Origin of the sequence: Streptomyces sp. HB132 (assembly GCF_016909575.1) — a bacterium.
Taxonomy (GTDB): domain Bacteria; phylum Actinomycetota; class Actinomycetes; order Streptomycetales; family Streptomycetaceae; genus Streptomyces.
In genome coordinates this window covers 324,914-349,981 of sequence record NZ_JAFBGA010000007.1, presented here as the reverse complement: position 1 = coordinate 349,981, position 25,068 = coordinate 324,914, and the positions used below count along the sequence as shown (strand labels likewise).

At 70.2% G+C, this 25,068-nt stretch carries 22 protein-coding genes; 11 read left to right on the top strand and 11 right to left on the bottom strand.

The window, feature by feature from the left end; all coding sequences use genetic code 11:
• The first annotated feature begins 85 nt into the window (after nt 1–85).
• Together JOC24_RS18620 and JOC24_RS18615 are read left to right on the top strand one after the other, a co-directional pair.
• Nucleotides 86–583 (top strand): hypothetical protein, encoded by a 498-nt coding sequence (locus JOC24_RS18620; protein ID WP_205021446.1) that lies wholly within the window; start codon nt 86–88, stop codon nt 581–583.
• A gap of 68 nt (nt 584–651) precedes the next feature.
• Nucleotides 652–870 (top strand): hypothetical protein, encoded by a 219-nt coding sequence (locus tag JOC24_RS18615; RefSeq protein ID WP_205021528.1) that lies wholly within the window; start codon nt 652–654, stop codon nt 868–870.
• Nucleotides 871–955: 85 nt separating this feature from the next.
• Here JOC24_RS18615 and JOC24_RS33335 read toward each other — a convergent pair whose 3' ends face one another.
• Nucleotides 956–1,408, bottom strand: coding sequence for an SRPBCC family protein (locus JOC24_RS33335; RefSeq protein WP_239580609.1), 453 nt, complete (start codon nt 1,406–1,408; stop codon nt 956–958).
• A gap of 433 nt (nt 1,409–1,841) precedes the next feature.
• On the opposite strand from JOC24_RS33335, the gene rhaI reads away from it, so the two are divergent.
• From rhaI to JOC24_RS18595, 3 genes are all read left to right on the top strand, one after another.
• Nucleotides 1,842–3,008, top strand: coding sequence for an L-rhamnose isomerase (rhaI, locus tag JOC24_RS18605; protein WP_205021445.1), 1,167 nt, complete (start codon nt 1,842–1,844; stop codon nt 3,006–3,008).
• Between the two features lie 66 nt (nt 3,009–3,074).
• On the top strand, nt 3,075–5,120 hold the full coding sequence (locus tag JOC24_RS18600) for a bifunctional aldolase/short-chain dehydrogenase (protein ID WP_205021444.1): 2,046 nt from the start codon (nt 3,075–3,077) through the stop codon (nt 5,118–5,120).
• Nucleotides 5,121–5,198: 78 nt separating this feature from the next.
• Nucleotides 5,199–6,680: a rhamnulokinase gene (locus JOC24_RS18595; RefSeq protein ID WP_205021443.1), complete on the top strand. Its 1,482-nt coding sequence runs from the start codon at nt 5,199–5,201 to the stop codon at nt 6,678–6,680.
• Nucleotides 6,681–6,752: 72 nt separating this feature from the next.
• Here JOC24_RS18595 and JOC24_RS18590 read toward each other — a convergent pair whose 3' ends face one another.
• Nucleotides 6,753–7,811 carry an enoyl-CoA hydratase/isomerase family protein gene (locus tag JOC24_RS18590; RefSeq protein WP_205021442.1) on the bottom strand — a complete coding sequence of 353 codons (1,059 nt, stop codon included), beginning with the start codon at nt 7,809–7,811 and terminating at the stop codon, nt 6,753–6,755.
• A 176-nt stretch (nt 7,812–7,987) separates the two neighbouring features.
• Here JOC24_RS18590 and JOC24_RS18585 point away from each other — a divergent pair, with 176 nt between their 5' ends.
• Entirely contained in the window at nt 7,988–10,081 is a 2,094-nt protein-coding gene (locus JOC24_RS18585; protein ID WP_205021441.1) for a SpoIIE family protein phosphatase, read from the top strand.
• Nucleotides 10,082–10,186: 105 nt separating this feature from the next.
• On the opposite strand, the gene JOC24_RS18580 is transcribed toward JOC24_RS18585, so the two are convergent.
• The 4 genes from JOC24_RS18580 to JOC24_RS18565 all read right to left on the bottom strand — a co-directional run bounded on the left by JOC24_RS18580 (nt 10,187) and on the right by JOC24_RS18565 (nt 13,126).
• Nucleotides 10,187–10,831 carry an LAETG motif-containing sortase-dependent surface protein gene (locus JOC24_RS18580; protein WP_205021440.1) on the bottom strand — a complete coding sequence of 215 codons (645 nt, stop codon included), beginning with the start codon at nt 10,829–10,831 and terminating at the stop codon, nt 10,187–10,189.
• A gap of 203 nt (nt 10,832–11,034) precedes the next feature.
• The gene (locus tag JOC24_RS18575; RefSeq protein ID WP_205021439.1) at nt 11,035–11,523 is read right to left on the bottom strand and encodes a GNAT family N-acetyltransferase; all 489 of its coding nucleotides are present in this window, start codon (nt 11,521–11,523) and stop codon (nt 11,035–11,037) included.
• A gap of 41 nt (nt 11,524–11,564) precedes the next feature.
• Complete coding sequence (locus JOC24_RS18570; protein WP_205021438.1) at nt 11,565–12,575, bottom strand: DUF6397 family protein; 1,011 nt, start codon at nt 12,573–12,575, stop codon at nt 11,565–11,567.
• Nucleotides 12,576–12,715: 140 nt separating this feature from the next.
• On the bottom strand, nt 12,716–13,126 hold the full coding sequence (locus tag JOC24_RS18565) for a roadblock/LC7 domain-containing protein (RefSeq protein WP_205021527.1): 411 nt from the start codon (nt 13,124–13,126) through the stop codon (nt 12,716–12,718).
• Nucleotides 13,127–13,548: 422 nt separating this feature from the next.
• On the opposite strand from JOC24_RS18565, the gene JOC24_RS18560 reads away from it, so the two are divergent.
• Nucleotides 13,549–14,148 (top strand): class I SAM-dependent methyltransferase, encoded by a 600-nt coding sequence (locus JOC24_RS18560; RefSeq protein WP_205021437.1) that lies wholly within the window; start codon nt 13,549–13,551, stop codon nt 14,146–14,148.
• 69 nt (nt 14,149–14,217) lie between these two features.
• Here the strand turns inward: JOC24_RS18560 and JOC24_RS18555 are convergent, their stop codons facing one another.
• Nucleotides 14,218–15,123, bottom strand: coding sequence for an oxygenase MpaB family protein (locus tag JOC24_RS18555; RefSeq protein WP_205021436.1), 906 nt, complete (start codon nt 15,121–15,123; stop codon nt 14,218–14,220).
• Between the two features lie 197 nt (nt 15,124–15,320).
• On the opposite strand from JOC24_RS18555, the gene JOC24_RS18550 reads away from it, so the two are divergent.
• Complete coding sequence (locus JOC24_RS18550) at nt 15,321–16,193, top strand: hypothetical protein (protein ID WP_205021435.1); 873 nt, start codon at nt 15,321–15,323, stop codon at nt 16,191–16,193.
• Between the two features lie 53 nt (nt 16,194–16,246).
• Here the strand turns inward: JOC24_RS18550 and JOC24_RS18545 are convergent, their stop codons facing one another.
• From JOC24_RS18545 to JOC24_RS18535, 3 genes are all read right to left on the bottom strand, one after another.
• Nucleotides 16,247–16,789 carry an MOSC domain-containing protein gene (locus tag JOC24_RS18545; protein WP_205021526.1) on the bottom strand — a complete coding sequence of 181 codons (543 nt, stop codon included), beginning with the start codon at nt 16,787–16,789 and terminating at the stop codon, nt 16,247–16,249.
• Nucleotides 16,786–16,968, bottom strand: a complete 183-nt coding sequence (locus JOC24_RS18540) for a hypothetical protein (RefSeq protein ID WP_205021434.1) — start codon at nt 16,966–16,968, stop codon at nt 16,786–16,788. The genes JOC24_RS18545 and JOC24_RS18540 overlap by 4 nt, the downstream gene beginning before the upstream one ends.
• A 94-nt stretch (nt 16,969–17,062) precedes the next feature.
• Nucleotides 17,063–18,127, bottom strand: a complete 1,065-nt coding sequence (locus JOC24_RS18535) for a fatty acid desaturase family protein (protein ID WP_205021433.1) — start codon at nt 18,125–18,127, stop codon at nt 17,063–17,065.
• Nucleotides 18,128–18,385: 258 nt separating this feature from the next.
• Here JOC24_RS18535 and JOC24_RS18530 point away from each other — a divergent pair, with 258 nt between their 5' ends.
• From JOC24_RS18530 to JOC24_RS18520, 3 genes are all read left to right on the top strand, one after another.
• Complete coding sequence (locus JOC24_RS18530) at nt 18,386–21,268, top strand: DEAD/DEAH box helicase (protein WP_205021432.1); 2,883 nt, start codon at nt 18,386–18,388, stop codon at nt 21,266–21,268.
• Nucleotides 21,265–22,557: an SWF or SNF family helicase gene (locus tag JOC24_RS18525; protein WP_205021431.1), complete on the top strand. Its 1,293-nt coding sequence runs from the start codon at nt 21,265–21,267 to the stop codon at nt 22,555–22,557. The genes JOC24_RS18530 and JOC24_RS18525 overlap by 4 nt, the downstream gene beginning before the upstream one ends.
• 103 nt (nt 22,558–22,660) lie before the next feature.
• Complete coding sequence (locus JOC24_RS18520; protein WP_205021430.1) at nt 22,661–23,242, top strand: N-acetylmuramoyl-L-alanine amidase; 582 nt, start codon at nt 22,661–22,663, stop codon at nt 23,240–23,242.
• A gap of 70 nt (nt 23,243–23,312) precedes the next feature.
• On the opposite strand, the gene JOC24_RS18515 is transcribed toward JOC24_RS18520, so the two are convergent.
• Nucleotides 23,313–24,977, bottom strand: a complete 1,665-nt coding sequence (locus JOC24_RS18515; RefSeq protein ID WP_205021429.1) for an MFS transporter — start codon at nt 24,975–24,977, stop codon at nt 23,313–23,315.
• Nucleotides 24,978–25,068 lie beyond the last annotated feature (91 nt).

Sequence of the window (25,068 nt, the reverse complement as noted above, 5' to 3'; positions counted from 1 at the left end):
CGTGGGCGAAGGAGGCAGCCGAGGCTGTCGGTGGGCGGGTGCACACTGGGCGGAGTGTGAGACACGGGTGCGAGGGAGGCAGGACATGAGCGCGCCGCAGGAGGGGGGCTTCGAGCCCGCGACAGGCGACGGGCCCGCGGCGGCTCCCGACGCGTCCGGCGACCGTGCCGGGGAGGTGCGCACCGCCTTCGACGGGCTGCTGCAGATCAGGCGGCTCACCCGCGCGGGGAGCGCGGCCCCCGAGAGTGCGCCGGCCCCTTGGGAGCTGCACCGACCGCTACGGGCCGTGGCGTTGGCGCTGGAGGCCGCCCTGATACCCCCGTCGACGGTCGACGCGTCCGGGCAGCGCACCTCCACGGGTTACCGGGTGAGCGAAGGCGAGGCGCCGGGCTCGGTACGGGTCGACTGGGCAGGCCCGCCGGGCAGCGGAGCGGCGCGCGACGAGGAGGAGGCGTTGGCCGGCTGTGCCGGGGTGTTGCAGCGGCTGGGCTGGACGGTGCTGTCATACCGAGGGCCGCGCCGACGGCGTTTCCTCGAAGTCGAACCGGGACCGCGCACCGTACTTGACCGCCCTGCCCAGTGACGGCACCCGGATTGTCAGACCCTTGAGAGATGCTTGACGGTACGACACCTCTGACGGGGAGAGATGAGATGCACCAGGAAGAACTCGCCGCGGCCCAGGCGTACGTCCGTTTACTCGCTGCCACGCGCGCCGCGCTCGCGGACCCGAGCGAAGCCCCTCTGTACATGCCGCTGCTCGCCTTCCCGATCGAGGAAGCCGACGAGGCGCTGCGGAGCGCGGGCCTCGCGGGGAACGAGGACAGGCTCTTCGCTCTCGTGAGGCAGCTTCAGCCGAGTCCCACGGGTTGAGGGTCGCCCGCTTCCTCCGGTCGTGTCGCCCCGCCCCGGAGGGGTCGGCCACGGCCGGGCGTCACGACACGGAGGCGGCCGCCGGTCACTGACCGCTGTACAGGAGCGAGCCGGGGGTGGTGAGCAGCTCTCCGGTCTCCAGCCAGGTCTTCAGGCCGGAGAGGATCATCGGCCATCCGCCGTACAACTCCTCGTCGGCGCCCTCTCGCAGCTCGTCGTGCGTGATCGTCAGCCGACAGGAGTCGCCGATGGGCTCGATCTCCCAGGTGATGCGGGTCGCGCCCTCGTTCCTCACCTCGTCGCTCCAGAGCGCCACCATGCTCTGGACGAGCCTGCGCGGCGGTTCGACCTCCAGATTCCGTCCCTCCCCGAGCGGGCCCGGAGCGCCGGGAGCTCCCATCTCGAAGGGTGAGCCCTGGGTCCAGTCCGAAGTGACGCGGGCGCCGAAGTTGTACTTGCTCCTGATCTCGGGATCGGTGATCGCCTCCCAGAGACGCTCGGGAGTGGTGCGGATGTATATCTCGAAGACTTTCTCCATGGGAATCTCCAGTCGGCTCCTGAGGTCGCTGAGCCCGGCCCGCCCAGGGTTCGGCGTACTTGCTCACCCACCGGTCGCGGACGACCCTGATGGGCATCGGGCTGAGGAAACGGGGTTCCTCCCACCCCCGTCGTCGCCTGACGATCAGGCCCGCCGACTCCGGCGGCACGAGGTGCTTCATCACCGCACAGTGCGTGACGCCGGAGCGGGCCTCCGACGCACTCAGTGTCCACCTGTCGTCCCGGAACAGCTCGTCGAGCAGGCACAGGTGCCCGTAAACCCCTTGCCGTCGGGGATGAATTGATTCAAATCGCGAAGAAACCTGGCTGACTGCTTGACGAGCAGCAGTGCCCAAACCTAGCGTACGGTCGGATGAAACGATTCACATCCACGATCCTGAGGGTCGCCGGATGACTCTGCTTACGAGGTGTTCATGTCTGATGTGTCGGCCGTCAAGGCAGCTCTGAAGTCTCAGGTCATCGAGACGCCCTCTTGGGGTTACGGGAACTCAGGGACCCGTTTCAAGGTCTTCGCACAGCCGGGCGTCCCGCGTGACCCGTTCGAGAAGCTTGCGGACGCGGCGCAGGTGCACGCCTACACCGGGGTCGCTCCCAAGGTGTCGCTGCACATCCCCTGGGACAGGGTGGAGGACTACGCGGCGCTGACCGGGTACGCCGAGGAGCTCGGGCTGCGGATCGGTGCGATCAACTCCAACGTCTTCCAGGACGACGACTTCAAGCTGGGCTCCGTCACCCACCCGGACCCGAAGGTCCGCCGCAGGGCCACCGATCACCTGCTCGAGTGCGTCGACATCATGGACGCCACCGGATCGCCCGATCTCAAGCTGTGGTTCTCGGACGGCACCAACTACCCGGGCCAGGACGACATCGCGGGCCGCCAGGACCGCTTGGCCGAGTCGCTCGCAGAGGTGTACGAGCGGCTCGGCGACGACCAGCGGATGCTGCTGGAGTACAAGCTCTTCGAGCCCGCGTTCTACACGACCGACGTCCCGGACTGGGGCACCTCGTACGCCCACTGCCTCAAGCTCGGCCCGAAGGCCAAGGTCGTCGTCGACACCGGCCATCACGCACCTGGCACCAATATCGAATTCATCGTGGCGTTCCTGCTGCGGGAGGGGAAACTCGGCGCCTTCGACTTCAACTCCCGTTTCTACGCCGACGACGACCTGATGGCAGGGGCTGCCGATCCCTTCCAGCTGTTCCGGATCATGCACGAGGTGGTCAAGAACGGCGGACTCGAGGCCAGGACCAACGTCAATTTCATGCTGGACCAGTGCCACAACATCGAGGCCAAGATCCCGGCGGTCATCCGCTCGGTCACCAATGTCCAGGAGGCGACCGCGAAGGCACTGCTCATCGACGCCCGGGCGCTCGCCGAAGCGCAGAGCTCCGGTGATGTCCTGGCGTCCAACGGAGTGCTGATGGACGCGTTCAACACGGACGTGCGGCCGCTGCTCGCCGAGGTCCGCGAGGAGCTCGGCCTGGCGCGCGACCCGTTCGCCGCCTACCTAGCCTCCGGCAACCAGGAGCGCATCGCAGCCGACCGTGTCGGCGGCGAGCAGGCCGGCTGGGGCGCCTGAGCCCCACTCCCCCGGCCTCACACGTCCAGCCGCACCTGCCCGTCACCTCTTCCAGAAGGAACTCTCATGACGTCCGCGACGCACGCCGAAGTCGCCGCGCTCCTGGAGCGCGCCCACCGGACCGGCGCCGACCCCCGCAACACCAACTACGCCGGTGGCAACGCCTCTGCCAAGGCGACGGAGACCGACCCCGTCACCGGTGGCGGTACCGAACTGCTCTGGGTCAAGGGCTCGGGCGGCGACCTCGGCACGCTGACCGAGGCCGGTCTCGCCGTGTTGCGACTGGACCGGGTGCGAGCGCTCAAGGACGTGTACCCGGGGGTGGATCGTGAGGACGAGATGGTCTCCGCGTTCGACTACTGCCTGCACGGCAAGGGCGGTGCGGCCCCGTCGATCGACACCGCGATGCACGCGCTGGTCGAGGCCGCACATGTCGACCACCTGCACCCGGACTCCGGGATCGCGCTGGCGTGCGCGGCCGACGGCGAGAAGCTGACCGCCGAGTGCTTCGGCGACAAGGTCGCATGGGTGGACTGGCGCCGTCCCGGATTCCAGCTGGGGCTCGACATCGCGGCCGTCAAGGAGGCCCGTCCGCAGGCGGTCGGTGTGATCCTGGGCGGTCACGGCATCACCGCCTGGGGCAGGACCTCTCAGGAGTGCGAACGCAACGCCCTCTGGATGATCCGTACGGCCGAGAAGTTCCTCGAGGACCACGGCAGGGCGGAGCCCTTCGGCGCTGTCCTCCCGGGCCGGGAGGCCTTGGAGGAGGGTGCGCGCAGGGAGCGGGCAGCCGCCCTCGCCCCGGTGGTCCGCGGGCTGGCGTCCACGGACCACCCCCAGGTGGGGCACTTCACCGACGCTGCGCCCCTGCTCGACTTCCTGTCGCGCGCCGAGCACCCCCGTCTCGCCGCTCTCGGCACCTCCTGCCCGGACCACTTCCTCCGCACGAAGGTCAGCCCGCTGGTCCTGGATCTGGCTGCCGATGCCCCGCTGGAGGAGGCGGTGGGCCGGCTCGGCGTACTCCACGCGGAGTACCGAGAGGCCTACCGCGCGTACTACGAGCGCCACGCCGCGCCCGATTCGCCGGCCATGCGGGGGGCCGACCCGGCAATCGTGCTGGTACCCGGTGTCGGCATGTTCTCGTTCGGCAAGGACAAGCAGACCGCCCGGGTCGCCGGGGAGTTCTACCTCAACGCGATCAACGTGATGCGGGGTGCCGAGGCCGTCTCCTCGTATGCGCCCATCGAGGAGTCCGAGAAGTTCCGCATCGAGTACTGGGAGCTGGAGGAGGCCAAGCTCCGCCGGCTGCCGAAGCCGAAGGCACTGGCCACGCGCGTGGCCCTCGTCACCGGTGCGGGGTCCGGCATCGGCAGGGCCATCGCGCACCGGCTCGTCTCGGAGGGCGCCTGTGTCGTCGTGGCTGACCTGAACCCGGTGACCGCGGAGGCTGTCGCCGAGGAGCTCGGCGGCCCGGACAAGGCCGTTGCGGTGACGGTGGATGTGACGTCGGAGGAGCGGATCGTCGACGCCTTCGAGGCCGCCGCGCTCGCCTTCGGAGGCGTGGACCTGGTCGTGAACAACGCCGGGATCTCCATCTCCAAGCCCCTGCTGGAGACTTCGGCACGGGACTGGGACCTCCAGCACGACATCATGGCGCGCGGTTCGTTCCTGGTCTCCCGGGAGGCGGCACGGATGATGCGGGCCCAGGGGCTGGGCGGCGACATCATCTACGTCGCGTCCAAGAACGCCGTGTTCGCCGGCCCCGACAACATCGCGTACTCGGCCACCAAGGCCGACCAGGCGCACCAGGTGCGCCTTTTGGCCGCCGAGCTCGGCGAGCACGGAATCCGGGTCAACGGGGTCAACCCGGACGGGGTGGTGCGTGGATCCGGGATCTTCGCGGCGGGCTGGGGGGCCCAGCGTGCGGCGACCTACGGCATCGAGGAGGAGAAGCTGGGCGAGTTCTACGCCCAGCGCACGATCCTCAAGCGCGAGGTGCTCCCCGAGCATGTCGCCAACGCCGTATTCGCCCTGACCGGCGGGGACCTCACCCACACCACCGGCCTCCACATTCCCGTCGACGCCGGAGTGGCGGCGGCGTTCCTGCGCTGAGCACCACCCTGCCGCGCCCCGGGCGCCGTCACGCGAGCACCCGGGGTGCGGCTCCGCCCGGATCGGATGAGATTCCCCATGTCTGCGACTTCACGACACGACCCGGTGTTCGCCGCGGTGGACCTGGGCGCCACCAGTGGCCGGGTGATCACCGGCAGGGTCGGCCCCGACGAGCTGGTGCTGACCGAAACGCACCGCTTCGCCAACACGCCGGTCCAGCTGCCCGACGGGCTCCACTGGGACGTACTCGCCCTGTACCAGGGCATGCTGGACGGGCTGCGCTCGGCGGCGGACAGTGGCCCCGTCGCCTCGGTGGGCATCGACACCTGGGCCGTCGACTACGGGCTCCTGGACTCCGACGGATCGCTCCTCGGCCTGCCGTTCCACTACCGCGACGGGCGCAACACCACCGCTGCCGAGCAGGTGCTTGCCCGTTGCGACGCACAGGAGCTGTACGGGGTCGGCGGACTGCAGCATCTGCCGTTCAACACGGTGTTCCAACTGGCCGCCCACCGTTCCACAGCTCAGTGGCCGGCGGCCCGGACGCTGCTGCTGATGCCGGATCTTCTCGTGTACTGGCTGACGGGGTCGGTGGGCGCGGAAGTGACCAACGCGTCGACGACCGGCCTGTTCGACGCGCGCACGGGCTGCTGGTCCGATGCCCTGATGGAACGGCTCGGGCTGGAACGTTCGTTGTTCCCCGCCTTGCGTGAACCGGGCGTACCGGCGGGTACGCTGCTTCCGCACGTGGCCGGGTTCACCGGGCTGCCGCTGGGCACGCAGGTGACGACCGTCGCGTCCCACGACACTGCGTCCGCGGTGGCCGCGGTCCCCGCCGTCGGACCGGGGTTCGCGTACGTGTCGTGCGGAACCTGGTCGCTGGCCGGTCTCGAACTGGACGCGCCGGTACTGTCCGAGGAGTCGAGGGCCGCGAACTTCACCAACGAACGCGGTGTGGACGGCACGGTGCGCTATCTCCGCAACATCATGGGCATGTGGCTGCTCGAGGAGTGCCGTCGTACGTGGGAGCGCGCCGGTACGTCGACGGGCCTCGCGGGTCTTCTCGCGGGAGCGGCGCGCGCACGGCCGTTCGCCTGCGTGATCGACCCGGACGATCCGGTGTTCCTGGCACCGGGAGACATGCCGTCCCGGATCGACGCCGCTCTCATCCGGACGGGGCAGGCGCCCCCGGACGGCCCTGGCGGATATGTCAGGTGTGTCCTGGAGAGCCTGGCGCTGGCACATCGCAGAACGCTCCGGGAGGCCGCCGAGCTGGCTGGCCGCGAGCTGACACGGATCCACCTGGTCGGCGGCGGCTCGCGTAACGAGCTGCTGTGCCAGTGGACCGCCGACGCGACCGGCCTGCCGGTCACCGCCGGGCCCGCAGAGGCCACCGCGCTCGGCAATGTGCTGCTCCAGGCGCGGGCCCACGGAATGGTGGGCGGGCTGACGGACATGCGCGGGCTGGTGGCACGCACCCAGGAACTGCGTCACTACACGCCGCGGGGGGATCCCGCGGCATGGGACCGGGCCGCCGACCAGCTGGCCGTGGGCGTATGAGCGGCCCCGGTCCTGTCCGTCGGCCGGCGGACAGGACCGGGGAGCGCGCGGACGTTTGCGCACAGGAGTGGGTCAGTTCGGGGCCAGGCCCAGTTCCTGCTCACCGAGCGGCTCGAAGTGGCGTGCGACCTCGGCGGCGCCGACATCGGCCAGCTCGGCGGGGCTCCACCGCGGAGCACGGTCCTTGTCGATGATGCGTGCGCGCACGCCCTCCAGCAGGTCGTGTCCGGTGAAGGCCCGGCAGGAGACACGGAACTCCTGGTCGAGGGCGGCTTCCAGACTGCCGAGGCTTCCGGCACGGCGTACAGCGGCCAGAGTGACCTTGAGTGCGGTGGGCGAGACGGCGAGGAGTGCGGCGGCGGTCTCCTTGGCAGCGGGGACTCCGCTGTCCGTCAGTCGGTCGATGATCTCCTCGACCGTGTCGGCGGCGTAGCAGTCGTCGATCCACGCGCGGTGCGCTGCGAGCTCCCCTCCAGGGGCCGCCGTCGCGTGGCGGGCCACGGTGTCCGCCACGTCGGCGGGCGTCGCGGTCCTGGCCAGGGCGGTGGTGAGGTCGGCCAGGCGGTGGGACGGGACGAAGTGGTCCGCCAGCCCGCACAGAATGGCGTCGGCCGCGTCCACGGGCCTGCCGGTGAGTGCGAGGTGGGTACCGAGCTCTCCGGGTGCGGCGGCCAGCAGGTAGGTGCCCCCTACGTCGGGCACGAAGCCGATTCCGGTCTCGGGCATCGCGACGCGTGAGCGCTCGGTGACGACGCGGACGTCGCCGTGGGCGGAGACGCCCACGCCGCCGCCCATCACGATGCCGTCCATGAGCGCCACGTACGGTTTCGGGAACCTGGCGATCCGCGCGTTGAGGCGGTACTCGTCACGCCAGAAGTCCACGGAGGCGCTGCGGCCCGCCCGGGCGTCCTCGTAGATCGACCGGATGTCGCCGCCGGCGCAGAGGCCACGTCCGCCGGCTCCGCCGATCACGACCGCCGAGACCGCGTCGTCGGCGGCAGCCCGGGTGAGCGCTTCGTCGATGCCGCGCACCATGGAGTGAGTGAGCGCGTTCAGGGCCCTGGGGCGGTTGAGCGTGATGTGCAGGACGTGACCCTCGGTGTGCAGCAGGACGGGCTCGTCATCGATCATGTGTGCGCTCCGGTCAGCCGTGGACGATCTCCGGGTGCCATTCTGCGACGGCCGTCGGCGGGCGCCGGAGCCGGGTCGCCTGATATCGCTGTGGCACTCCCGCTTCGCGGCCTCGACAATTGGTACCTACGGGCCGCGACGTCCAGCAGCCCCGCCGGACGACCTCCGGAGCATGCATGACCGACTCTTCACGGCGAGCAGACGACGAGGCATCGTCGCGGCTCCGGATCGAACGGCGGGCCGCCGGCGAGACCGGGGTCGCTGAGCGCCTCGCGCTGAACCGTACCGGCAGCTTCGAATGGGATCTGGATGCCCGGACCCTGGCCATCGACGAAGCCGGGCTGACGGTCTTCGGCATGGACGCGGCGACCTTCGAGGCGTCGCCGTCGACCGTGGCCGACCGGCTGGACTCGGCGGATCGGGCGCGCCTGGAAGCCACGATCGACGAGGCGGTCTCGGGTGGCAGCAACTCCTACAGCGTCCACTTCCAGATGCACCTGGACGACGGGACCAGCCAGTGGACCCATATCCAGGCGCGGATCATGCGGTCCGAGGACGGCCGGGCACACCGAGTCATCGGTCTGGTGCGGGATGCGACGGCCGAGGTCACCCATTCGGCCTTCGTTCTCGATCTGGAAAAGCGGCGCCGCCGCCAGACGAGCATCGTCGAGCGCACCACCGCCGCGATGTCACGCGCGGTGACCGTGGACGACGTCACCGCCGCGCTCACCGGCCCGGGTGGCCTGGTCGGAATCGGTGCGGACGGACTGGCGCTCGGGCTCGTCGAGAACTCCGCACTGAGGATCATCGCCCTGAGCGGTGACTCGGTGGAAGTTCTGGAGGGCCTGGGCTCCGGGCAGCTGGACGCGACGTTTCCCCTCGGGGACACGATCCTCAGCGGGCGACCCCGGTTCATCACCTCTCTCGCCTCGCTGATCCGGCGCTATCCCGTACTCGAACCCCATATCGGGGAGCTGAACTTCCGCGCCGTCGCCTACCTTCCGCTGATAGCTCAGGCCCGCTCGCTGGGCGGACTCGCGCTCTTCTACCGGGAACGCACCGTGTTCAGCGCGGACGAGCGGATCCTGTGTCTGGGACTGGCCGCCATCGTGGCCCAGTCGCTGCAGCGGGCGATCCTCTTCGACGAGGAACGCGAATTCGCCACGGGGCTGCAGTCGGCCATGCTTCCGCGGCGGATCCAGGAGATAGAGGGCGGCGAGATCGCGGTCCGCTACCACGCGGCGTGGAGCGGCCGCGAGGTCGGCGGCGACTGGTACGACGTGATCACACTTCCCAAGGGCCGGATCGGCGTAGCGGTGGGCGACGTACAGGGGCACGACACACACGCCGCGGCCATCATGGGCCAGCTGCGGATCGCACTGCGGGCGTACGCCGCCGAAGGGCACCCCCCGGCGACCGTACTGGCGCGGGCCTCCCGCTTCCTGGCCGAGCTGGACACCGATCGGTTCGCGACGGCGACGTACGCGCAGGTGGACCTCGCCACGGGGGCGGTGCGGGTGGCCCGCGCCGGGCACTTCGGCCCGCTGATCCGGCACACCGACGGGCGGGTCGGCGTCCCTCAGGTGCGCGGAGGTCTGCCGCTCGGAATCTCCACGGACTTCCGTGACGAGGAGTATCCGGAGACCCGTCTCGACCTGGTACCCGGCGAGACACTCGTCCTGTACACCGACGGGCTGGTCGAGGAACCGGGTGCCGATGTCGACACAGGGGTCGCGGCGCTGATCCACGAGGTGAGTGACGGGCCCGACGGTGCGGAGGCGCTGGCCGACCACCTGTCCGACCGGCTGTGGGAGCGGTGGGGTTCGGGCGACGACGTGGCCCTGCTGGTCCTTCGGCGCAGCCCGGACCTCGGTTCACCGAAGGCTCCCCGGCTGCATCAGTACATCCATCAGGCGGATCCGCAGGGGCTGTCGGACGCGCGGTCGATCGTGCGTCAGGCGCTGAACGAGTGGGGTCTCGCCGCCCTGGCCGACGACGCGGAGCTGGTCACCGGGGAGCTGTTGGTCAATGTGCTGCTGCACACGGAGGGCGGGGCGGTGCTGACGCTGGAGGTGCTGCCGGAGCCCGTTCGACGCATCAGACTGTCGGTCCAGGACCGTTCCAGTGTCTGGCCGCGACGCCGGGCGCCGGGCGAGACGTCCACCTCGGGGCGCGGTCTGCTGCTCCTCGACGCGGTCGCCGATCGGTGGGGCGTCGAGCCGCGGGGAGAGGGCAAGGCCGTCTGGTGCGAGATCGGTCCCGCCTCATGATCGTGCGGCGTACGGCACGGGGGCGCACCGCAACGGAGTTGCTGCGGTACGCCCCCGGCCGGCCCCCCGGCGTTTCACCACCGGTGGGCCGAATCTTCCAAGTCGTCAGTGCTGCGCGGTGCGGCGCTTACGGACGGACCACAGGATGCCGCCACCGGCGAGCAGAACCGCGAGAGCGGCTCCGCCGATGATGGGCGTGGCGGAAGAGGAACCGGTCTCGGCCAGGTCCGGCGCGCTGCTGCTCGGCTCCGCGGGAGCAGGCGCGGTCTCCGTGGCGGTCTCGCTCGGCGTCGCACTCGGCTCGGGGGTCTCCGAGGCGGACGGCTCCGTGCTCGGGGTCTCCGAAGGAGTAGCCTCGGTCGGGGTGGGCGACGGGGAGTCGTCCTCGCACACCTCGGCGGTCTTCTCCTCCTTGAAGGAGTAGCGCTCGTCGTCCCCGGCCTTGACGACGAGGCGGACGGTCAGCTCCTTGTCGTGCTTCGGGAGCTGAATCGGGGTCTCCGTGCGGAACTCCCGGCCGAACTCGGTCTTGGCGAGCAGATCCTCGCCGCCCACGACGGAGACGGTCACCTCATTGGTGGCGCGGTCCGAGTAGGCCGTCAGGTTGAGCGTGACTTCGGAGCAGGTCACGTCCCATTTGGGGGTGTGAGCTGCGGCCGGACCTGCGGAGATGACCCCGCCTGCCAGGCCGACTATCGCGGCGGCCGCGAAAGCTCCCGCGCCACGCCACGATCTCCTGGGTATGGTCATGAATTCTTCCTTCATACGAGTACACCGCTGGGATGGCGGTGGGGCGCACAGTACTGCCCCCCATCCCAGGGGGCACAACCGCCCCATGTCTCAGTGATGCATCAACCATGCACACAACGCCGCTACTTGTGACATCACGGACACGTCAGGATGGCCGGAAGCCGCTGCACTCACGTACGCTTCGCTCTGGGGGTGAGGGTGTTTCAGAGGGGCTTGTGCATGATGTGCAGTCCCACATAGCCCTGTTCGGGATGGTTGAACCCCTCGGGCAGGGTACCGATGACCTCGAAGCCGAGGGAGCGGTACAGCCGCACGGCGTTGGTGTTCGTCTCCACCACGGCGTTGAACTGCATCGCCCTGTATCCCGCCGTACGTGCCCAGTCCACTGTGTATTCGCACAGGGCCCTGCCCACACCCCGGCCGGATCGCTCCGGGTCGACCATGTAACTGGCGCTGGCGATGTGCGAGCCGTTGCCCATGTGATTGCTGTTCATCTTGGCGGTGCCGAGGACGGTCCCGGCGTCGTCCACCGCGACAACCGTGCGGTCCGGCTCCGAAAGGATCCACCAGCCCCGGGCCAGGTCCTCGCCGAGGTCCGTCGGATAGGTGAAGGTCTCGCCCGCGGCGACGATGTCGTGGAAGAACGGCCAGATCGCGGGCCAGTCCTCGTCGGTGGCTTCTCTGATCAGCATGGGGACCACGATGCTCACACGAACGGAGCCGTGCAAGCGCTTTAGTGATCCCTGGGCCCAGGCCGCCACAGGCCGATCCGATCGAGCAGCCCCCGCCCGGGAGCGCGCCTCCTACCTGAGCGGCGGGCCAGCCGGCCGACTTGCCCGGAGGCAGCTCCCGGCCCGCCCGGAACTGGTCCTTCCGGCATCGACCGGTCCGACACACCCCGGCCCGGGACGGGGGGTGTCGGTGACGGCCGGAACAGCGACGGGCCGTATCCGGGGCGCGGAGCGACTCGGATCTCCCGCGCCCGGTCGATCTCCAGCGTCAAGTTCACCCGGCGCCACAGGATTTCGTCCGGATCATCCGCCAGTATCAGCCTCGCCATCGCCTCCCTGCCGGATTCGGACGCCGGTCGTCCGGGTGCGGACTCCGGCCGCACTCGTGCGAGGTAGGCGCGCTCGTAGGGATCCTCCACGACCTCCGCCAGCTGAACCGGGTCCAGGGCGGATGCCTGCAGGGCCGCTCGCACCCACGGGTCCTCCGCACGGCTCAGAAGCCTGTCGATCCTGCGTGAACGCCAGTTGCGGGCCCGCCAGTCGGTGCCGGCCTCCAACATGGTCCGCATCCCCACCGGGCTCCCGCCCGCGATCAGATCGGGCTCCTTCGACGCGAAGGTGAGGAGCTCGTCCACCAGGTACAGCCAGACCACCGCGCGGTAGCGATTCAGGTGGAACGCGACGGGAGTAACGCACCCGACGCGGGCAAGGCCGGTGAAACGCACGGGGCTGACCCCGAGCAACTTGGCCCCTTCCGAGGTCCCCGCCGTACGCACCCGGTCCTTCAGCGAGTCCGGGAACCCCGGCAGAGCGCGCAGCCGTTCGATCTCCCGCTGCCGGAATCGTGGCCTGGACGTGCCCGGCGCCTGGTATGCACCGATCAGCCCCAGGTGGACGGCGAGGTCGAACTCTCCTCGTTTCAAGGACAGCGCCTCGGCCGCGCGGGCGGCGGAGACGCACACCGGCGTGTTCGACTCGGCCGTGTGCGTGCGGGCGGCTTCCCCAACGGTCATGATCTTCCTCCCCCATGAGTTCGCATACTCTCTGTGATCACATTAGCCGGGGGAGCAACGCCTCGCCGGGCCTGTGGATAACTGCAAGTACTGACAGAAGCCGCAGGTCAGAGGCGAAAGGAGCCTGAGGGTGGTTCGGGTCAGAGGCGGTCCACGCTCTCGGCGCCCTGCCGGGCCGTCACACCGAGGTGCTCACCTACCCGATTGACCAACAGAGTCATCTCGTAGGCGACCTGGCCGGCATCGGCTTCGGCCGCAGTCAGCACGCAGAGGCAACTGCCGTCCCCCGCCGCCGTCACGAAGAGCAGCGCCTCTTCGAACTCCACCATGGTCTGGCGTGCTCTTCCCGCCCCGAAGTGGCGGCCCGACCCCCGGGCCAGGCTCTGCAGCCCCGACGAGACCGCTGCAAGGTGCTCGGCGTCCTCTCGGGCCAGGCTCGTGCTCGCCCCGGTCACCAACCCGTCGTTCGACAGCACCAGCGCGTGCTGGATGTACTCCACCCGGCTGGTGAGATCATCGAGAAGCCAGTCAAGTCCCCGGTCCAGCGCCATGTGCTCGTCCTCCCCGTTCATCCGTTCCACGCCTTTCGCGCAAGCCTTGCGTACGGCTCCCCTGCGGGCAAGCGCCTGTCCACCCCGGGGGCGTTGCTTCCCGCCACGGTCCTCCCGCCGCCGTGGGCGGGCGTGCGAAGCACTTCGTGGGACCGGATGACCTTGCCGGGCCGCCCTCCCGGGCAGAGCGGCCATGCGGCCTACCGGGTCGAGAAGAGGCGCGTTATGCGTATGTCCGGCGTGTTCGATCCCGTGGACGACGCCCTTGTGGAAGACATGGTCACGAGCGTCGCGCAGGACGGCGGGCGTAACGCCTGGCCGTGCCGGCTCCGACCGGTCACCAACGAGACCTCGTCCCACTCGAGCGCCGTTCGACGGTGTGCACCGTTTCCCTCGGGTGCGGACTACGCGATCATGTCCGTATGGCCGATGACCACGCACGCGTACAGGACTTCTTCTCCGTGCGAGCGGCGCGATGGGACACGCGATTCCCCGATGACGGCCCCGCCTACGCCGCCGCCGCCGGAGAGCTGGGTCTGCGTCCCGGCGGCACCGTGCTCGACGCGGGCTGCGGTACGGGCCGGGCGCTGCCGGCCCTGCGTGCGGCCGTCGGCCCCGAGGGGACGGTGATCGGGGCCGACCTGACGCCCGCGATGCTCGACGCGGCCCGGCGAGCGGGGAGGGCGGCGAGCGGCGCCCTGCTGCTGGCGGATGTCGCACGGCTTCCGCTGCGCACCGGAACTCTCGACGCCGTCTTCGCGGCCGGCCTGATCTCGCACCTGGCGCACCCGAGGCACGGGCTCTCGGAGCTGGCGCGGGTGGTGCGCCCGGGCGGTCGGCTCGCGCTGTTCCACCCCATCGGGCGTGCCGCTCTGGCAGCGCGGCACGCCAGGCCCCTCTCGGACGACGATCTCAGGGCCGAGCCCGGTCTCACGTCCCTGCTGACAGACGCGGGCTGGCGCCTGGACACCTACACCGACGAGGACAGCCGCTTCCTGGCGCTGGCCGTACGGACCGGCTGAGCCGCCGTTCCACAGGCCCTCCCCCTGCGAACCGGGTAGCCGCCGCGGTCCCGGAGGATCGTCTCCGGCTCACTCGGACGGTGCGTCCGATGCCCGGCTGTGCGGTACGGGGCAACCACCCACGCCCGGCGTGGGGAAGGTGCCGAGCCGGCCTACCTCGTAGCCGTCCGGATAACTCCTGATCTCGGGATTCTGGCGGGCGTAGTGAGGTGCGGTGCGCGGCGGCAGGAGGCGGACGGCGCGAGCCCTCAGGCGCAGGGCGCCACGGGTCAGCCCCCGGGCGAAGGGCCCGGGGCGCCCGTACCGGAACGTCCGCAACAGCGAGTCGTCGAGCAGCGCCAGGCCGGCCCTGCGCACCAGGGGCGCGAGTGGACGCGGATACCACGAGCCCATCAGGGCGAGGGTGGCGTCGGACACCCCGCGTGCGCCCTCGTCCCAGCCGAAGTGCTCGTCCTCGTAGGAGTCCAGGGCGCGCTCGAAGTCCTCGTACGTCTGCGGGATGTCCCGGATGCCCATGCGGCCGCCGAGTGTGCGGTAGTACGCGGCGAAGGCGCGCAGTTCGTGACCGGACAGCTTGCGCCATCCGTACGTGTCGAGCCAGCGCTTGGGGGTGACGACGAACGTGCACAGCACATAACGCATGTCCTCGTTGCTGATGTCGTAACTCCGGTGCATCCGGTTGATCCGCCGGACGGCCGTACGGCCCGCCTCGCTGTCGAAACCGTGCTCGACGACGGTGTCGAGGAGAAGCGCGGTGTCGTCGTACCTCTTCTGTGGGCGTTCCGTCAGTTCCGCCGTCTGTGCCAGCAGCCGGCCGATGCCGGGCACTGCGTAGGTGCGGAACAGGGCGAGTTCGAGAGCGCGGGTGATGTCCCAGGGGAATTCGTAGGAGACGGTGAGCCGGTAGATCTCCAGGAAGTCCCGCTCCGGGTCCAGGCGCTGGATCTCCTTCAGGCGCGCGTAGCGCTTCACCATGCTGTCCCCCCACGTCGGCCGGAGTCACAACCCTACGGGGGCGGGGCGGGCCGGCACCACAGCACGACGGGTGCCGGGCGGGCCGCTGCCTCCTGCGGGTCCGTGGCCGTCATCGCTTGTCAGGGCCTCGACGACAGGGTTACCGAGTAGTTAAGGTGCGCCGACGGACCAAGCGATCAGGGATGAGGGTGGGTGCTGTGGCAGGGACGGACGACACGGTCGCCGACGACGACGCGCTGTTTGTGCTGACCGCGGTGCTGCTGACTCCCGCGCAGTTCCCCAGCGTGCTCGGCGACGACTACGTGGCCGCGTGCGCCACGCTGGAGCTCGAGCCGTACGCCGAGGGGTACGGGCTCGTGCTCGGCCAGGACAGCGGCGGTGCACGCTGGACGGTGGTCGTCAAGGACGTCTCGCTGGTGGCGGTGGCCATCTCTTCGTGGGACTGCGGGATGGAGTACGACCTCTCCCCCGACGACCGCTCGGTGGTCTGCGCGCTCCCGGGATGGCCGCTCGCCCTGGCGGTCGCCGCGCCCGGCGTCCCCGAGCCGCACGATCCGTCGTCGGCCCCGGACGGTCCGGCTCCGCTGACGCCGCCGGACACCGAGGTCTGGGGGCCTCCGCAACGGCGCCTCGGCGCGGACGAGATCGCTCTGCAGTGGGCGGCGTGGCGCGAACAGGTCGACGACGAGACCGCGTTCGGAGGCTCCGCCGAGCCCGCGGCGAACGGTGAGGGTGAACCCCTTGCCGGCGAGGCTCGGACAGGGGACGACGGGAGCCGGGCTGAACCCGGTGGACCGGGGCAGCATCCCGGCGTGCGCAAAGCTCTCGAAGCGGCCCGGGCGTATGTCGGCTCCCCGCCCCCGCCCGGCCGGATCCGCTCGGCGTTCGCCCCGGACGGGGCCCGTACGCTGCGGGCCGACGGCCCCGGCTGGTCCCTGGTGGCCAGGACCGACGACATCGCGTTCGTCCTGCTGGACGAGGAGCCCGGCGAGATCATGCCGGTCGGCCGCGGCCCCGAACTGCCCGGGCTGCTGAGGTCGCTCGACGAACTTGCCGTCCGGCCGGCCTGATCCCGTTCCGTACCCACGGGCCGCCGGGACCTGCCCGGTACGGCCCGTGCGTACTACACACGCTCCAGCGGACGGTGCGGTTCGGCCGGCAGCCGGACCTCGACCGCGTCACCGGGGCGTACGACCCCGCCCGTCCTGACGACGCCCATGATGCCGGCCTTCCGGACGACGGTGCCGTCGTCAGCACGGCCGACGACCTGCCGGAGCAGCCCCTCCTGGAAGTTGTCGATCTGCAGGCACGGGTTACGCAGACCGGTCACCTCGACGACCGCCTCGTCGCCGAGCCGGAGCAGGGTCCCCACAGGGAGCGCGAGGAGATCGATCCCGCTGGTGGTGACGTTCTCCCCGAGGTCGCCCGGCCCCACCTCGAATCCCGCGTCCCTGAGCCCGGCGAAGAGCTCCTGGTGCATCAGGTGCACCTGCCGCAGATTGGGCTGCGTCGGGTCCTGGGCGATCCGGGAGCGGTGCTTGACGGTGACACCGGCGTGCACGTCGCCCTCCACACCGAGTCCGGCCAGGAGCGTGATGGTCTCCTTGGCAGGCTTGGTGAAGGAGTACGCCCCGTTGCTGCTCACCGACGTGACTGTGCCGTTCAGCGCCTTATCTCCTTGCGACTGATCCTGCGAAGCCTGCGCCTCTGTGACGGGTCGAGCATCAGGTATCCCAGCGTGGGGACGCCGATGAGGACCAGCAGCGACCACCAGAATCCGATGAACGGAATCAGGACGACTGCCGCGATGACTCCCCCGATGGCGATCTTTGCACCGTTGGACATGATCCATGCCTCCTCCGCGGCCGGAGCCGCTCCTGGTTGGAGAACGCCTGTGCTCCCCTGACAGTTCCGCCGCGGGACACCGTCCCGGCGGTTTCTACCGGAGAGGCTCGCCGACCTCGTGCATGTGCCGCAGCGCCTGCCGGTAGGACTCGACGATGCCGGTTTCCGCGTACGGCATCCCGATCGACTCGCAGTGCGCCTTCACGAGCGGCTGGGCCAGCCTCAGGTGGGGACGGGGCATGCTCGGGAAGAGGTGGTGCTCTATCTGGTAGTTGAGGCCGCCGAGGAACCAGTCGGTGAGGACGGCGCCCCGCACGTTGCGCGAGGTGAGGACCTGGCGCTGCAGATGCCCCCAGCGCTCGCCGTCGGGGTCGGGCATCTCCATGCCCTTGTGGTTCGGGGCGAAGGCCATGCCCAGGTGGAGGCCGAACAGCGCGTGGTGCGCCAAGGCGAAGACGACGGCCTTGGCCGGGGACATGACGGTCAGGAGCAGCGCGGCGTACAGCGCGAGATGGCAGGTCAGCAGAAGTGCGGACAGTGCGCGCTCACGGACGGGCTGCCGCCGCAGGAACTGGAAGCCGTAGATCTTGAGGGCGATGCCTTCGAGGAGCAGCATCGGGAAGAAGAGCCGCGCCTGGTTACGGGTGAGCCAGCGGGCGAATCCCTCGCGCTGAGCGGCCTGCTTCTGGGTCCACACCAGCGCTCCGACCCCGACGTCGGGGTCCTTGTCTATGTGGTTCGGGTTGGCGTGATGGCGCACGTGCTTGTCGTTCCACCAGGCCTCGTTCATTCCGAGGAGGAGATTGGCGTGCACGAGGCCGACGATCCGGCCGGCCTTGCGGCCCCCGGTTATCTGGGCGTGGCCCGCGTCATGACCGAAGAAGGCCGTGCGGGTCCACAGGATGGCCAGCGGCAGGGCGAGGAACACGTTCCACCAGGTGTCGCCGAGGAGGACCATGCCGGTGACCACAGCTCCGAGAGCGACCAGGTTGGCGGCTATCCCTGCCGCGTACCAGCCGGTGCGCCGCCCCAGGAGCCCCTGCCCCCTGACGGCCTTCAGGAGCGGTGCGAAATCACTGCCGGTGGCCTGGGGGCTCTCCGGACTCTCCGATCCGTCGCGGGTGTGCTGCGCAACGGTGGCTGCTGCCGCCTGGGGCATGACGTCTCCGGTTTCTGGGCATCTGCGCTGACCTCGTCAAACGTACGGAGGGCGGGCCTGCGGCAACCATGGCGCCATCACCCCGGCCGTGCGGGGGGAATCCCCCGTGTCCGGCGGTGGTGCGGGCTGTACCCCAAGCTTCAGAAGGCAGAAATGAGTGAGGTGGATCACAGTGCATTTCTCCCGGGACAGGCCGTGGGTGGAGTACCCTCGGCGACCCCGGGCTCACTAGTCAAATTTGAGGAATCTGACATCGCTGTGCACAGGCTCCCTGCGGCAACACCCAACGAGTTCTCTGAACTGTCCCGCTGCTCCGCAGTCTTCCTCCCCGCGGATCCGGCCCGTACCGGCCTGATCGCGTTCTGGAATGCGGACGGTAGCACCCCTCCTGGTGATCCAGGGAGTCCGGCGGAGCTGACGGTCGTGGGCAGCGACGTCCGCCCGTACGTGGTCCCGGCGTTGCTGTTGCCCGTGCGGGACGCACTGCCGGTACTCACACGGGCGCGGGCGGGCGCCCACGCCTCCCCGTCCTCGGCGTTCTGGGGTGCGGCCGGGGTGCTGGCGCTCCAACTCGTGGCACGCGGACTGCTGCTGCCCGGGCTGAGTCCGACGGACCACGACGCATGGCGTGCCGGCCCGTTGACCGCGGACGATCTCGATCGGATCCGGGTACTGGCGGCATCCATGCCGCCGGAAGCCCACGCGGTGCCGCTCGACGCTACGGCCGCTCCCTTGCTGCTCGCGGAGCCGGAGTCGTTGCTGCGGTCGTTCCTCGACGCGGTAGTGGACACGATCCCGCGGACGCCCGCGGCCGAACTCGTGTCGGGCTCAGCGGCGTTCGCCGCCCCGGCTGCGGCGCATCTGCCCGGGCTGCGTCCGTGGGCGGCCGACGTGGCGGCCGGCCACGACGCCGGCGTGCGGCTCTCGCTGCGCGTCGAGGTATCGGGGCTCGCCGACGCTGCGCACGCGGAGGACGCCGGGGACGACGCGGGCCGCACGCCCTCGTTCCGCGCGGTCCTGCAGATCCACAGCGTCCAGGACCCCGCCCAGGTAGCCGACGCGGCGGACGTGTGGGCCGACCGCTCACCCGCGGCGTCGCTCTTCGGTCCCCGCGCCCGGATGGACGCCCTGCTCGCCCTGCGACGGGCCGCCCGCGCCTGGCCTCCGCTGGCACCCCTTCTGTCGGCCGCTGTCCCGGATGCCGTGGAGCCTGCTGACGAGGAGATCGCGGAGCTGCTGGGCCCGGCGTCCCGGGACCTCGCCGCGACGGGTGTCCAGGTGCACTGGCCCAAGGAGCTGACGAGGAAGCTCACCGCGCGAGCGGTGATCGGCCCGCCGGAGGACAGGGGTACGAGCGCACGCTCCGGGTCGGACACGCCGTCCTTCATGTCGGCCGACGCGCTGCTCGCATTCGACTGGAGGTTCGCGCTGGGCGACACGAACCTGAGCAGGGCGGAGCTCGACCGTCTGGCCGAGGCGCGCAGACCGCTGGTCAGACTGCGTGACCAGTGGGTTCTCCTCGACCCGGAGGACGCCCGGCGCGCCCGGGAGACCCGGGACCGCAAGGTGACCCCCATCGACGCGCTGGGGGCCGTTCTGACCGGAACCACCGACGTCGGCGGCCACCGGGTGGAAGTGGCCGCGACGGGCTGGCTCGAGCAGCTGCGCGAGAGGATCGCCGACCCTGAGACGGGCGACCGCCGGACAGTTGGACAGCCCAAGGCGCTCGACGCGAGCCTGCGCGACTACCAGCTGCGGGGCATGAACTGGCTGCACACCATGACCTCGCTGGGCCTCGGCTGCTGCCTCGCCGACGACATGGGACTCGGCAAGACGATCACGCTGATCGCGCTCCACCTGCACCGGCAGGGCATCGCTTCGGCCGCGGGCCCCACACTCGTGGTGTGTCCCACCTCCCTCATGGGCAACTGGCAGCGGGAGATCGAGAAGTTCGCCCCCGGCACTCCCGTACGCCGCTTCCACGGCGGTTCACGCTCTCTGGAGGGCCTGGTGGACGGCGAGTTCGTCCTGACCACCTACGGCACGATGCGTCTCGACGCGGCGCGGCTGGCCGAGGGCTCCTGGGGCATGGTCGTCGCCGACGAGGCGCAGCACGTCAAGAACCCGCACTCGGCGACCGCGAAGCAACTGCGCACCATCGGCGGGCGGGCCCGCATCGCCCTCACCGGAACCCCGGTGGAGAACAACCTCTCCGAACTGTGGGCGATCCTCGACTGGACGACCCCCGGACTGCTCGGCCGGCTGGGCACGTTCCGTACCCGCTACGCGAGCGCGGTGGAGGGCGGCGACGACCCGGCCGCGGCCGGGCGACTCGCCTCTCTGGTACGTCCGTTCCTGCTGCGTCGCCGCAAGTCCGACCCCGGCATCGCACCCGAGCTGCCGCCGAAGACGGAGACGGACCGCGCCGTTTCACTCACCGCGGAGCAGACCGGTCTGTACGAGGCGGTGGTACGCGAGACGTTGGACGCGATCGCCGGTGCGGACGGTTTCGCACGGCGCGGACTGGTCATGAAACTGCTGACGGCGCTCAAGCAGATCTGCAACCACCCGGCGCAGTACCTCAAGGAGGAAAGGCCGCGGATCGTGGCCCGTTCGGGGAAGGTGGAGCTGTTGGACGAACTGCTCGACACCATCCTCGCCGAGGGTGCGAGCGTGCTGGTGTTCACCCAGTACGTGCAGATGGCGCGGCTGCTGGAGCAGCATCTGGCGGCACGCGGGATCCGCACCCAGCTCCTGCACGGCGGTACCCCGGTCGCGGTGCGGGAGACGATGGTGGCCCGCTTCCAGGCGGGCGAGGCACCGGTGTTCCTGCTGTCGCTCAAGGCCGCGGGGACGGGGCTCAACCTCACCCGGGCGGGTCATGTCGTGCACTTCGACCGCTGGTGGAATCCGGCAGTGGAGGCCCAGGCCACCGACCGTGCGTACCGGATCGGGCAGACCCAGCCGGTGCAGGTGCACCGGCTGATCGCCGAGGGCACCGTCGAGGACAGGATCGCTGCCATGCTGGCCCGGAAGCAGGGCCTCGCGGACGCGGTGCTCGGCAGCGGTGAGGCCGCGCTGACGGAACTGAGCGATGCGGAACTGGCCGAGCTGGTCGAACTGCGAGGGGGCGCACGATGAACGGGAGCTACGAGCCGGAGCGTACGTTCGCCGCTCTGCCGCCCGCACAGGGCCGCGGCTTCGCCTCGTCCTGGTGGGGGCGGGCGTGGCTGAAGGCTCTGGAGGACACGGCGCTCGACGGTCAGCAGCTGAAAGCGGGACGGCGGCTGGCCCGCGAGGGCAGGGTCGGCGCGGTGTCCGTCCGGCCGGGCCGGCTGACCGCGGTCGTGCGGGATCGCGATTCGACGGATTACCGCAGTGACGTACTGCTCCAGGAGCTGAGCGAGGCGGACTGGGGCCGCTTCCTTGACATGGCGTCCGAGCGCTCCGGGCACATCGCTGCCCTCCTCGACCGTGAGATGCCGACGCATCTGGTGGAGGACGCGGCCGCCGCTGGCCTCGATCTGCTGCCGGGCATCGGCGACCTCGAGCCGGAGTGCAGTTGCGAGGCCTGGGACCACTGTCCGCACTCGGGTGCCCTGTGCTATCAGGTGGCGCGCCTGCTCGACCAGGATCCTTTCGTGCTGCTGCTGTTGCGGGGCCGCGACGAGCGTCGGTTGCTCGACGAGTTGCAGGCGCGCAGCGCCGCTCGTGCCGTCCGGGGACCGGACGACGACGCGTCCGCCGAGGATTCGGCCGTCGAGCCGGCGGCTCGGGGGGTGCGGGCCGACGAGGCGTTCGCGGCACGCGGCATTCTGCCTGCGCTGCCCCCTCCCCCGCCCCTGCCCGCGGAACCGGGCATGTCGCCGTCGCTCGACACGGAGACGGCCCCGGGCGCGGGCATCGACCCTTCGGCTCTTGAGTTCCTGGCGGCGGACAGCGCCGTACGGGCGTTCACCATGCTGGCGGAGGCGCTCACCCCGGGTCACGAACAGCAGCCTTCGGCACAGGCGCTGACACCGCGGCAGGACGCCGTGCGGCTGGCTGCCGAAGGCCGGCCCGGCACCCGTCTCGCCGCACGTCTGGGCACGGCGGCCGGCCGCGGCCCTAGCGGGCTCGACACCGCCGTGCGGGCGTGGCGGTTCGGCGGGCCGGCCGGGCTGGCCGTGTGTGAGGAGGAGTGGCTGCCCGGTCCGGACAACCTCGCCCGTGCCCGGGCACAGCTCGCCGGGGCTTGGGAGGAAGGCGAGGCTCCGCAGTTCCGGGCCGCCGGCAACCGCTGGACCGTGGTCGGTTCGGGTGCGCAGCTGCGGTACGGGCGCGAGGGGCGATGGTGGCCGTACGCCAAGGAGCGGGGCCGGTGGGTGCCGGCCGGGCCGGCGGAGGACGATCCGGCGTCCGCCCTGGCCGGCCTGCTGTCCGGTTCCTGACGGGGGGGCACCCGGCACTCCTGACTCGGTCCGCGCGGAACCGTACGGTGGGGCGGCGCGTGTTGTGCCGTAGACGGGACACCCCCCACCCCCAGGAGTGCTGATGCAGCGCAGACGGATTCTTCAGGGCGCCGCGGTCTCCGCAGCCGCGGCGCTCCTCCCGGCTTCCGTCCGGGCGGTGGCCGCTCCTACGGCGGTCACGGACTACCCGGGGGCCCAGTGGTCCCCGGCCTCAACGTCCAACTACACCGTTTCGAGCCGACCTTCGGTGTATCCGGTCAACCGCGTCATCATCCACGTCGCCCAGCAGACGTTCACGGAGACGATCGGCATCTTCCAGAATCCGGCCAAAAAAGTCTCCGCCCACTACGTGGTGCGCTCGGGCGACGGCTTCGTGGCCCAGTGCGTGCGGGAGCGCGACATCGCCTGGCACGCCGGGAACTGGGACTACAACACCGGCAGCATCGGGATCGAGCACGAGGGATGGGTCGATCAGCCCTCGTACTTCACGCACGCGATGTACGAACACTCGGCGAGGCTCACGGCGGACATCTGCGACCGTTACGGTCTGACCAAGGACCGCGCGCACATCATCGGCCACCACGAGGTGCCGGGCAGCGACCACACCGATCCCGGGGTCAACTGGGACTGGGTGCGCTTCATCCGTCTGGTCAACCTGGTCTGAGCCCCGCCCGTGGCAGACGCCGGCGCGAAGGGTCCGGCCCCGGGGGAAATCTCCGCCGAACGGCGCCCCTTCATCCAGGTGGAGGGGGACCTTCGCCTGCACCTCGTTCGCGAGTGGGAACTCCGCTGTCGGCGCGGCCCCCGTCCGGTGCTCCTTCCGCCGCATCGGAGCCTCCCGCTCCCCCGGCATCCGGCAGCCCCGCGGCCCCTCCGCCCCGCAGTCGATCCAGGTCGGAGGACCGGACCTGGATGACCAGCAGTGCGATCAGCGCGGCCACGACGGAGAAGACGGCGGCGGCCACGAACGCGCTCGAGACACCCGAGGCCAGTACCTGGTCGCCCCACGGCGGGGGGAGCTCCCCCGTTCTGCGGAACTCCAACTGCTGAGCCGGGGTCGCCTCGGCGAGGAATCGGGGTATCTGGTCCGTCGCCTCGTTGCGACTCGCCGTACCGAACACGGTCACCAGGATGGACAGTCCCAGCGAACCACCTACCTGCTGGGTGGCGTTGAGGACCCCGGACGCGGCTCCCGCCTCTCTGGGCGCGACACCTGAGACCGCCATCAGTGTCAGAGACACGAACTGCATGCCCATGCCGAAGCCGAAGACGAGAATGGGGCCGAGGATACTGCCCAGGTACGTGCTGTCGACATCGGTCATCGTGAGCCAGCCGAGCCCCACCGCCGCCAGGATCGCGCCCACCACCATGAAGGGCTTGGGACCCCATCGGGGCAGGAACTGCGAGGCGAGACCCGCACTGATAGCGATGATCACGCTGACCGGCAGGAAGGCGAGCCCGGCGCGCAACGGGCTGAAGTCGAGGATGTTCTGCACAAAGAGGGTGAGGAAGAAGAACATGCCGAACATCGCCGCGGCCAGACTCAGCATCATCCCGTAGGCACCGGCACGGTTGCGGTCACCGAACATGTGCAGGGGGGTGATGGGCTGCCTCGAACGGCGCTCGACGGCCAGGAAGACCAGGAGGAAGACAACGGCGCCCACGAAGGCACCGATGGTCAGGGCGTCGGTCCAGCCGTCCTCGGAAGCCCTGATGAACCCGTAGACGAGCAGCACCATGCCGAGCGTCGAGGTGAGCGCCCCGAGAAGGTCGAAGTGGCCGGCGTGGCGTTCGGACTCCTTGATGTAACGAGGCGTCGCGAGGGCGATCAGCAGGCCGATCGGCACGTTGACGAAGAGGACCCAACGCCAGTCGAGCCACTCCACCAGCAAACCGCCTGCGAGCAGGCCGATCGCGCTTCCGCCGGCGGACACGGCGGCGAACACGCCGAACGCCCGGTTCCGCTCGGGTCCTTCGCGGAAGGTCGTGGTGATGAGGGAGAGCGCCGTCGGTGAGGCGATCGCACCGCCGACGCCCTGGAGCGCTCGTGCCGCGAGCAGTTGCCAGGACTCCTGCGAAAGGCCGCCCAGCAGCGAGGCCAGCACGAAGAGCAGCACGCCGAAGACGAAGACCCTGCGGCGCCCGAGGATGTCCCCCAGCCGCCCTCCGAGCAGGAGCAGCCCGCCGAAGGTCAGGGTGTAGGCGTTGATGACCCACGACAGGTTCTCGGTCGAGAAGCCGAGCGAGGTCTGAATGTGCGGCAGGGCGATGTTCACGATGGTGATGTCGAGCACCACCATCAGCTGACAGGAGGCGATGATGAACAGCGCTATGCCCTTGCCGTGGCCCCGCTCCGGGGTTTCGGCAAGGGGCGCGGACTTCGCTCGGGATCCGGTCATAGCTGTGTGTGCCGTACGTCTTCAGCGAACGAAACGTTCACTCATCGACGTTAGGACGGACCGGCCAGGCCCGCCAATCGATCACACGGCA

Bases quoted from the DNA above. Each gene is read 5' to 3' on its own strand.
- JOC24_RS18600 (WP_205021444.1), top strand. From the start codon at position 3,075: ATGACGTCCGCGACGCACGCCGAAGTCGCCGCGCTCCTGGAGCGCGCC.
- JOC24_RS18540 (WP_205021434.1), bottom strand. From the start codon at position 16,968: ATGTCCAACGGTGCAAAGATCGCCATCGGGGGAGTCATCGCGGCAGTC.
- JOC24_RS18535 (WP_205021433.1), bottom strand. From the start codon at position 18,127: ATGCCCCAGGCGGCAGCAGCCACCGTTGCGCAGCACACCCGCGACGGA.
- JOC24_RS18590 (WP_205021442.1), bottom strand. From the start codon at position 7,811: ATGATCGATGACGAGCCCGTCCTGCTGCACACCGAGGGTCACGTCCTG.
- JOC24_RS18520 (WP_205021430.1), top strand. From the start codon at position 22,661: ATGCAGCGCAGACGGATTCTTCAGGGCGCCGCGGTCTCCGCAGCCGCG.
- JOC24_RS18555 (WP_205021436.1), bottom strand. From the start codon at position 15,123: ATGGTGAAGCGCTACGCGCGCCTGAAGGAGATCCAGCGCCTGGACCCG.
- JOC24_RS18575 (WP_205021439.1), bottom strand. From the start codon at position 11,523: ATGCTGATCAGAGAAGCCACCGACGAGGACTGGCCCGCGATCTGGCCG.
- JOC24_RS18560 (WP_205021437.1), top strand. From the start codon at position 13,549: ATGGCCGATGACCACGCACGCGTACAGGACTTCTTCTCCGTGCGAGCG.
- JOC24_RS18580 (WP_205021440.1), bottom strand. From the start codon at position 10,831: ATGACCATACCCAGGAGATCGTGGCGTGGCGCGGGAGCTTTCGCGGCC.
- JOC24_RS18515 (WP_205021429.1), bottom strand. From the start codon at position 24,977: ATGACCGGATCCCGAGCGAAGTCCGCGCCCCTTGCCGAAACCCCGGAG.
- JOC24_RS18570 (WP_205021438.1), bottom strand. From the start codon at position 12,575: ATGACCGTTGGGGAAGCCGCCCGCACGCACACGGCCGAGTCGAACACG.
- JOC24_RS18595 (WP_205021443.1), top strand. From the start codon at position 5,199: ATGTCTGCGACTTCACGACACGACCCGGTGTTCGCCGCGGTGGACCTG.
- JOC24_RS18585 (WP_205021441.1), top strand. From the start codon at position 7,988: ATGACCGACTCTTCACGGCGAGCAGACGACGAGGCATCGTCGCGGCTC.
- JOC24_RS18525 (WP_205021431.1), top strand. From the start codon at position 21,265: ATGAACGGGAGCTACGAGCCGGAGCGTACGTTCGCCGCTCTGCCGCCC.
- JOC24_RS18565 (WP_205021527.1), bottom strand. From the start codon at position 13,126: ATGGCGCTGGACCGGGGACTTGACTGGCTTCTCGATGATCTCACCAGC.
- JOC24_RS33335 (WP_239580609.1), bottom strand. From the start codon at position 1,408: ATGGAGAAAGTCTTCGAGATATACATCCGCACCACTCCCGAGCGTCTC.
- JOC24_RS18615 (WP_205021528.1), top strand. From the start codon at position 652: ATGCACCAGGAAGAACTCGCCGCGGCCCAGGCGTACGTCCGTTTACTC.
- rhaI (WP_205021445.1), top strand. From the start codon at position 1,842: ATGTCTGATGTGTCGGCCGTCAAGGCAGCTCTGAAGTCTCAGGTCATC.
- JOC24_RS18620 (WP_205021446.1), top strand. From the start codon at position 86: ATGAGCGCGCCGCAGGAGGGGGGCTTCGAGCCCGCGACAGGCGACGGG.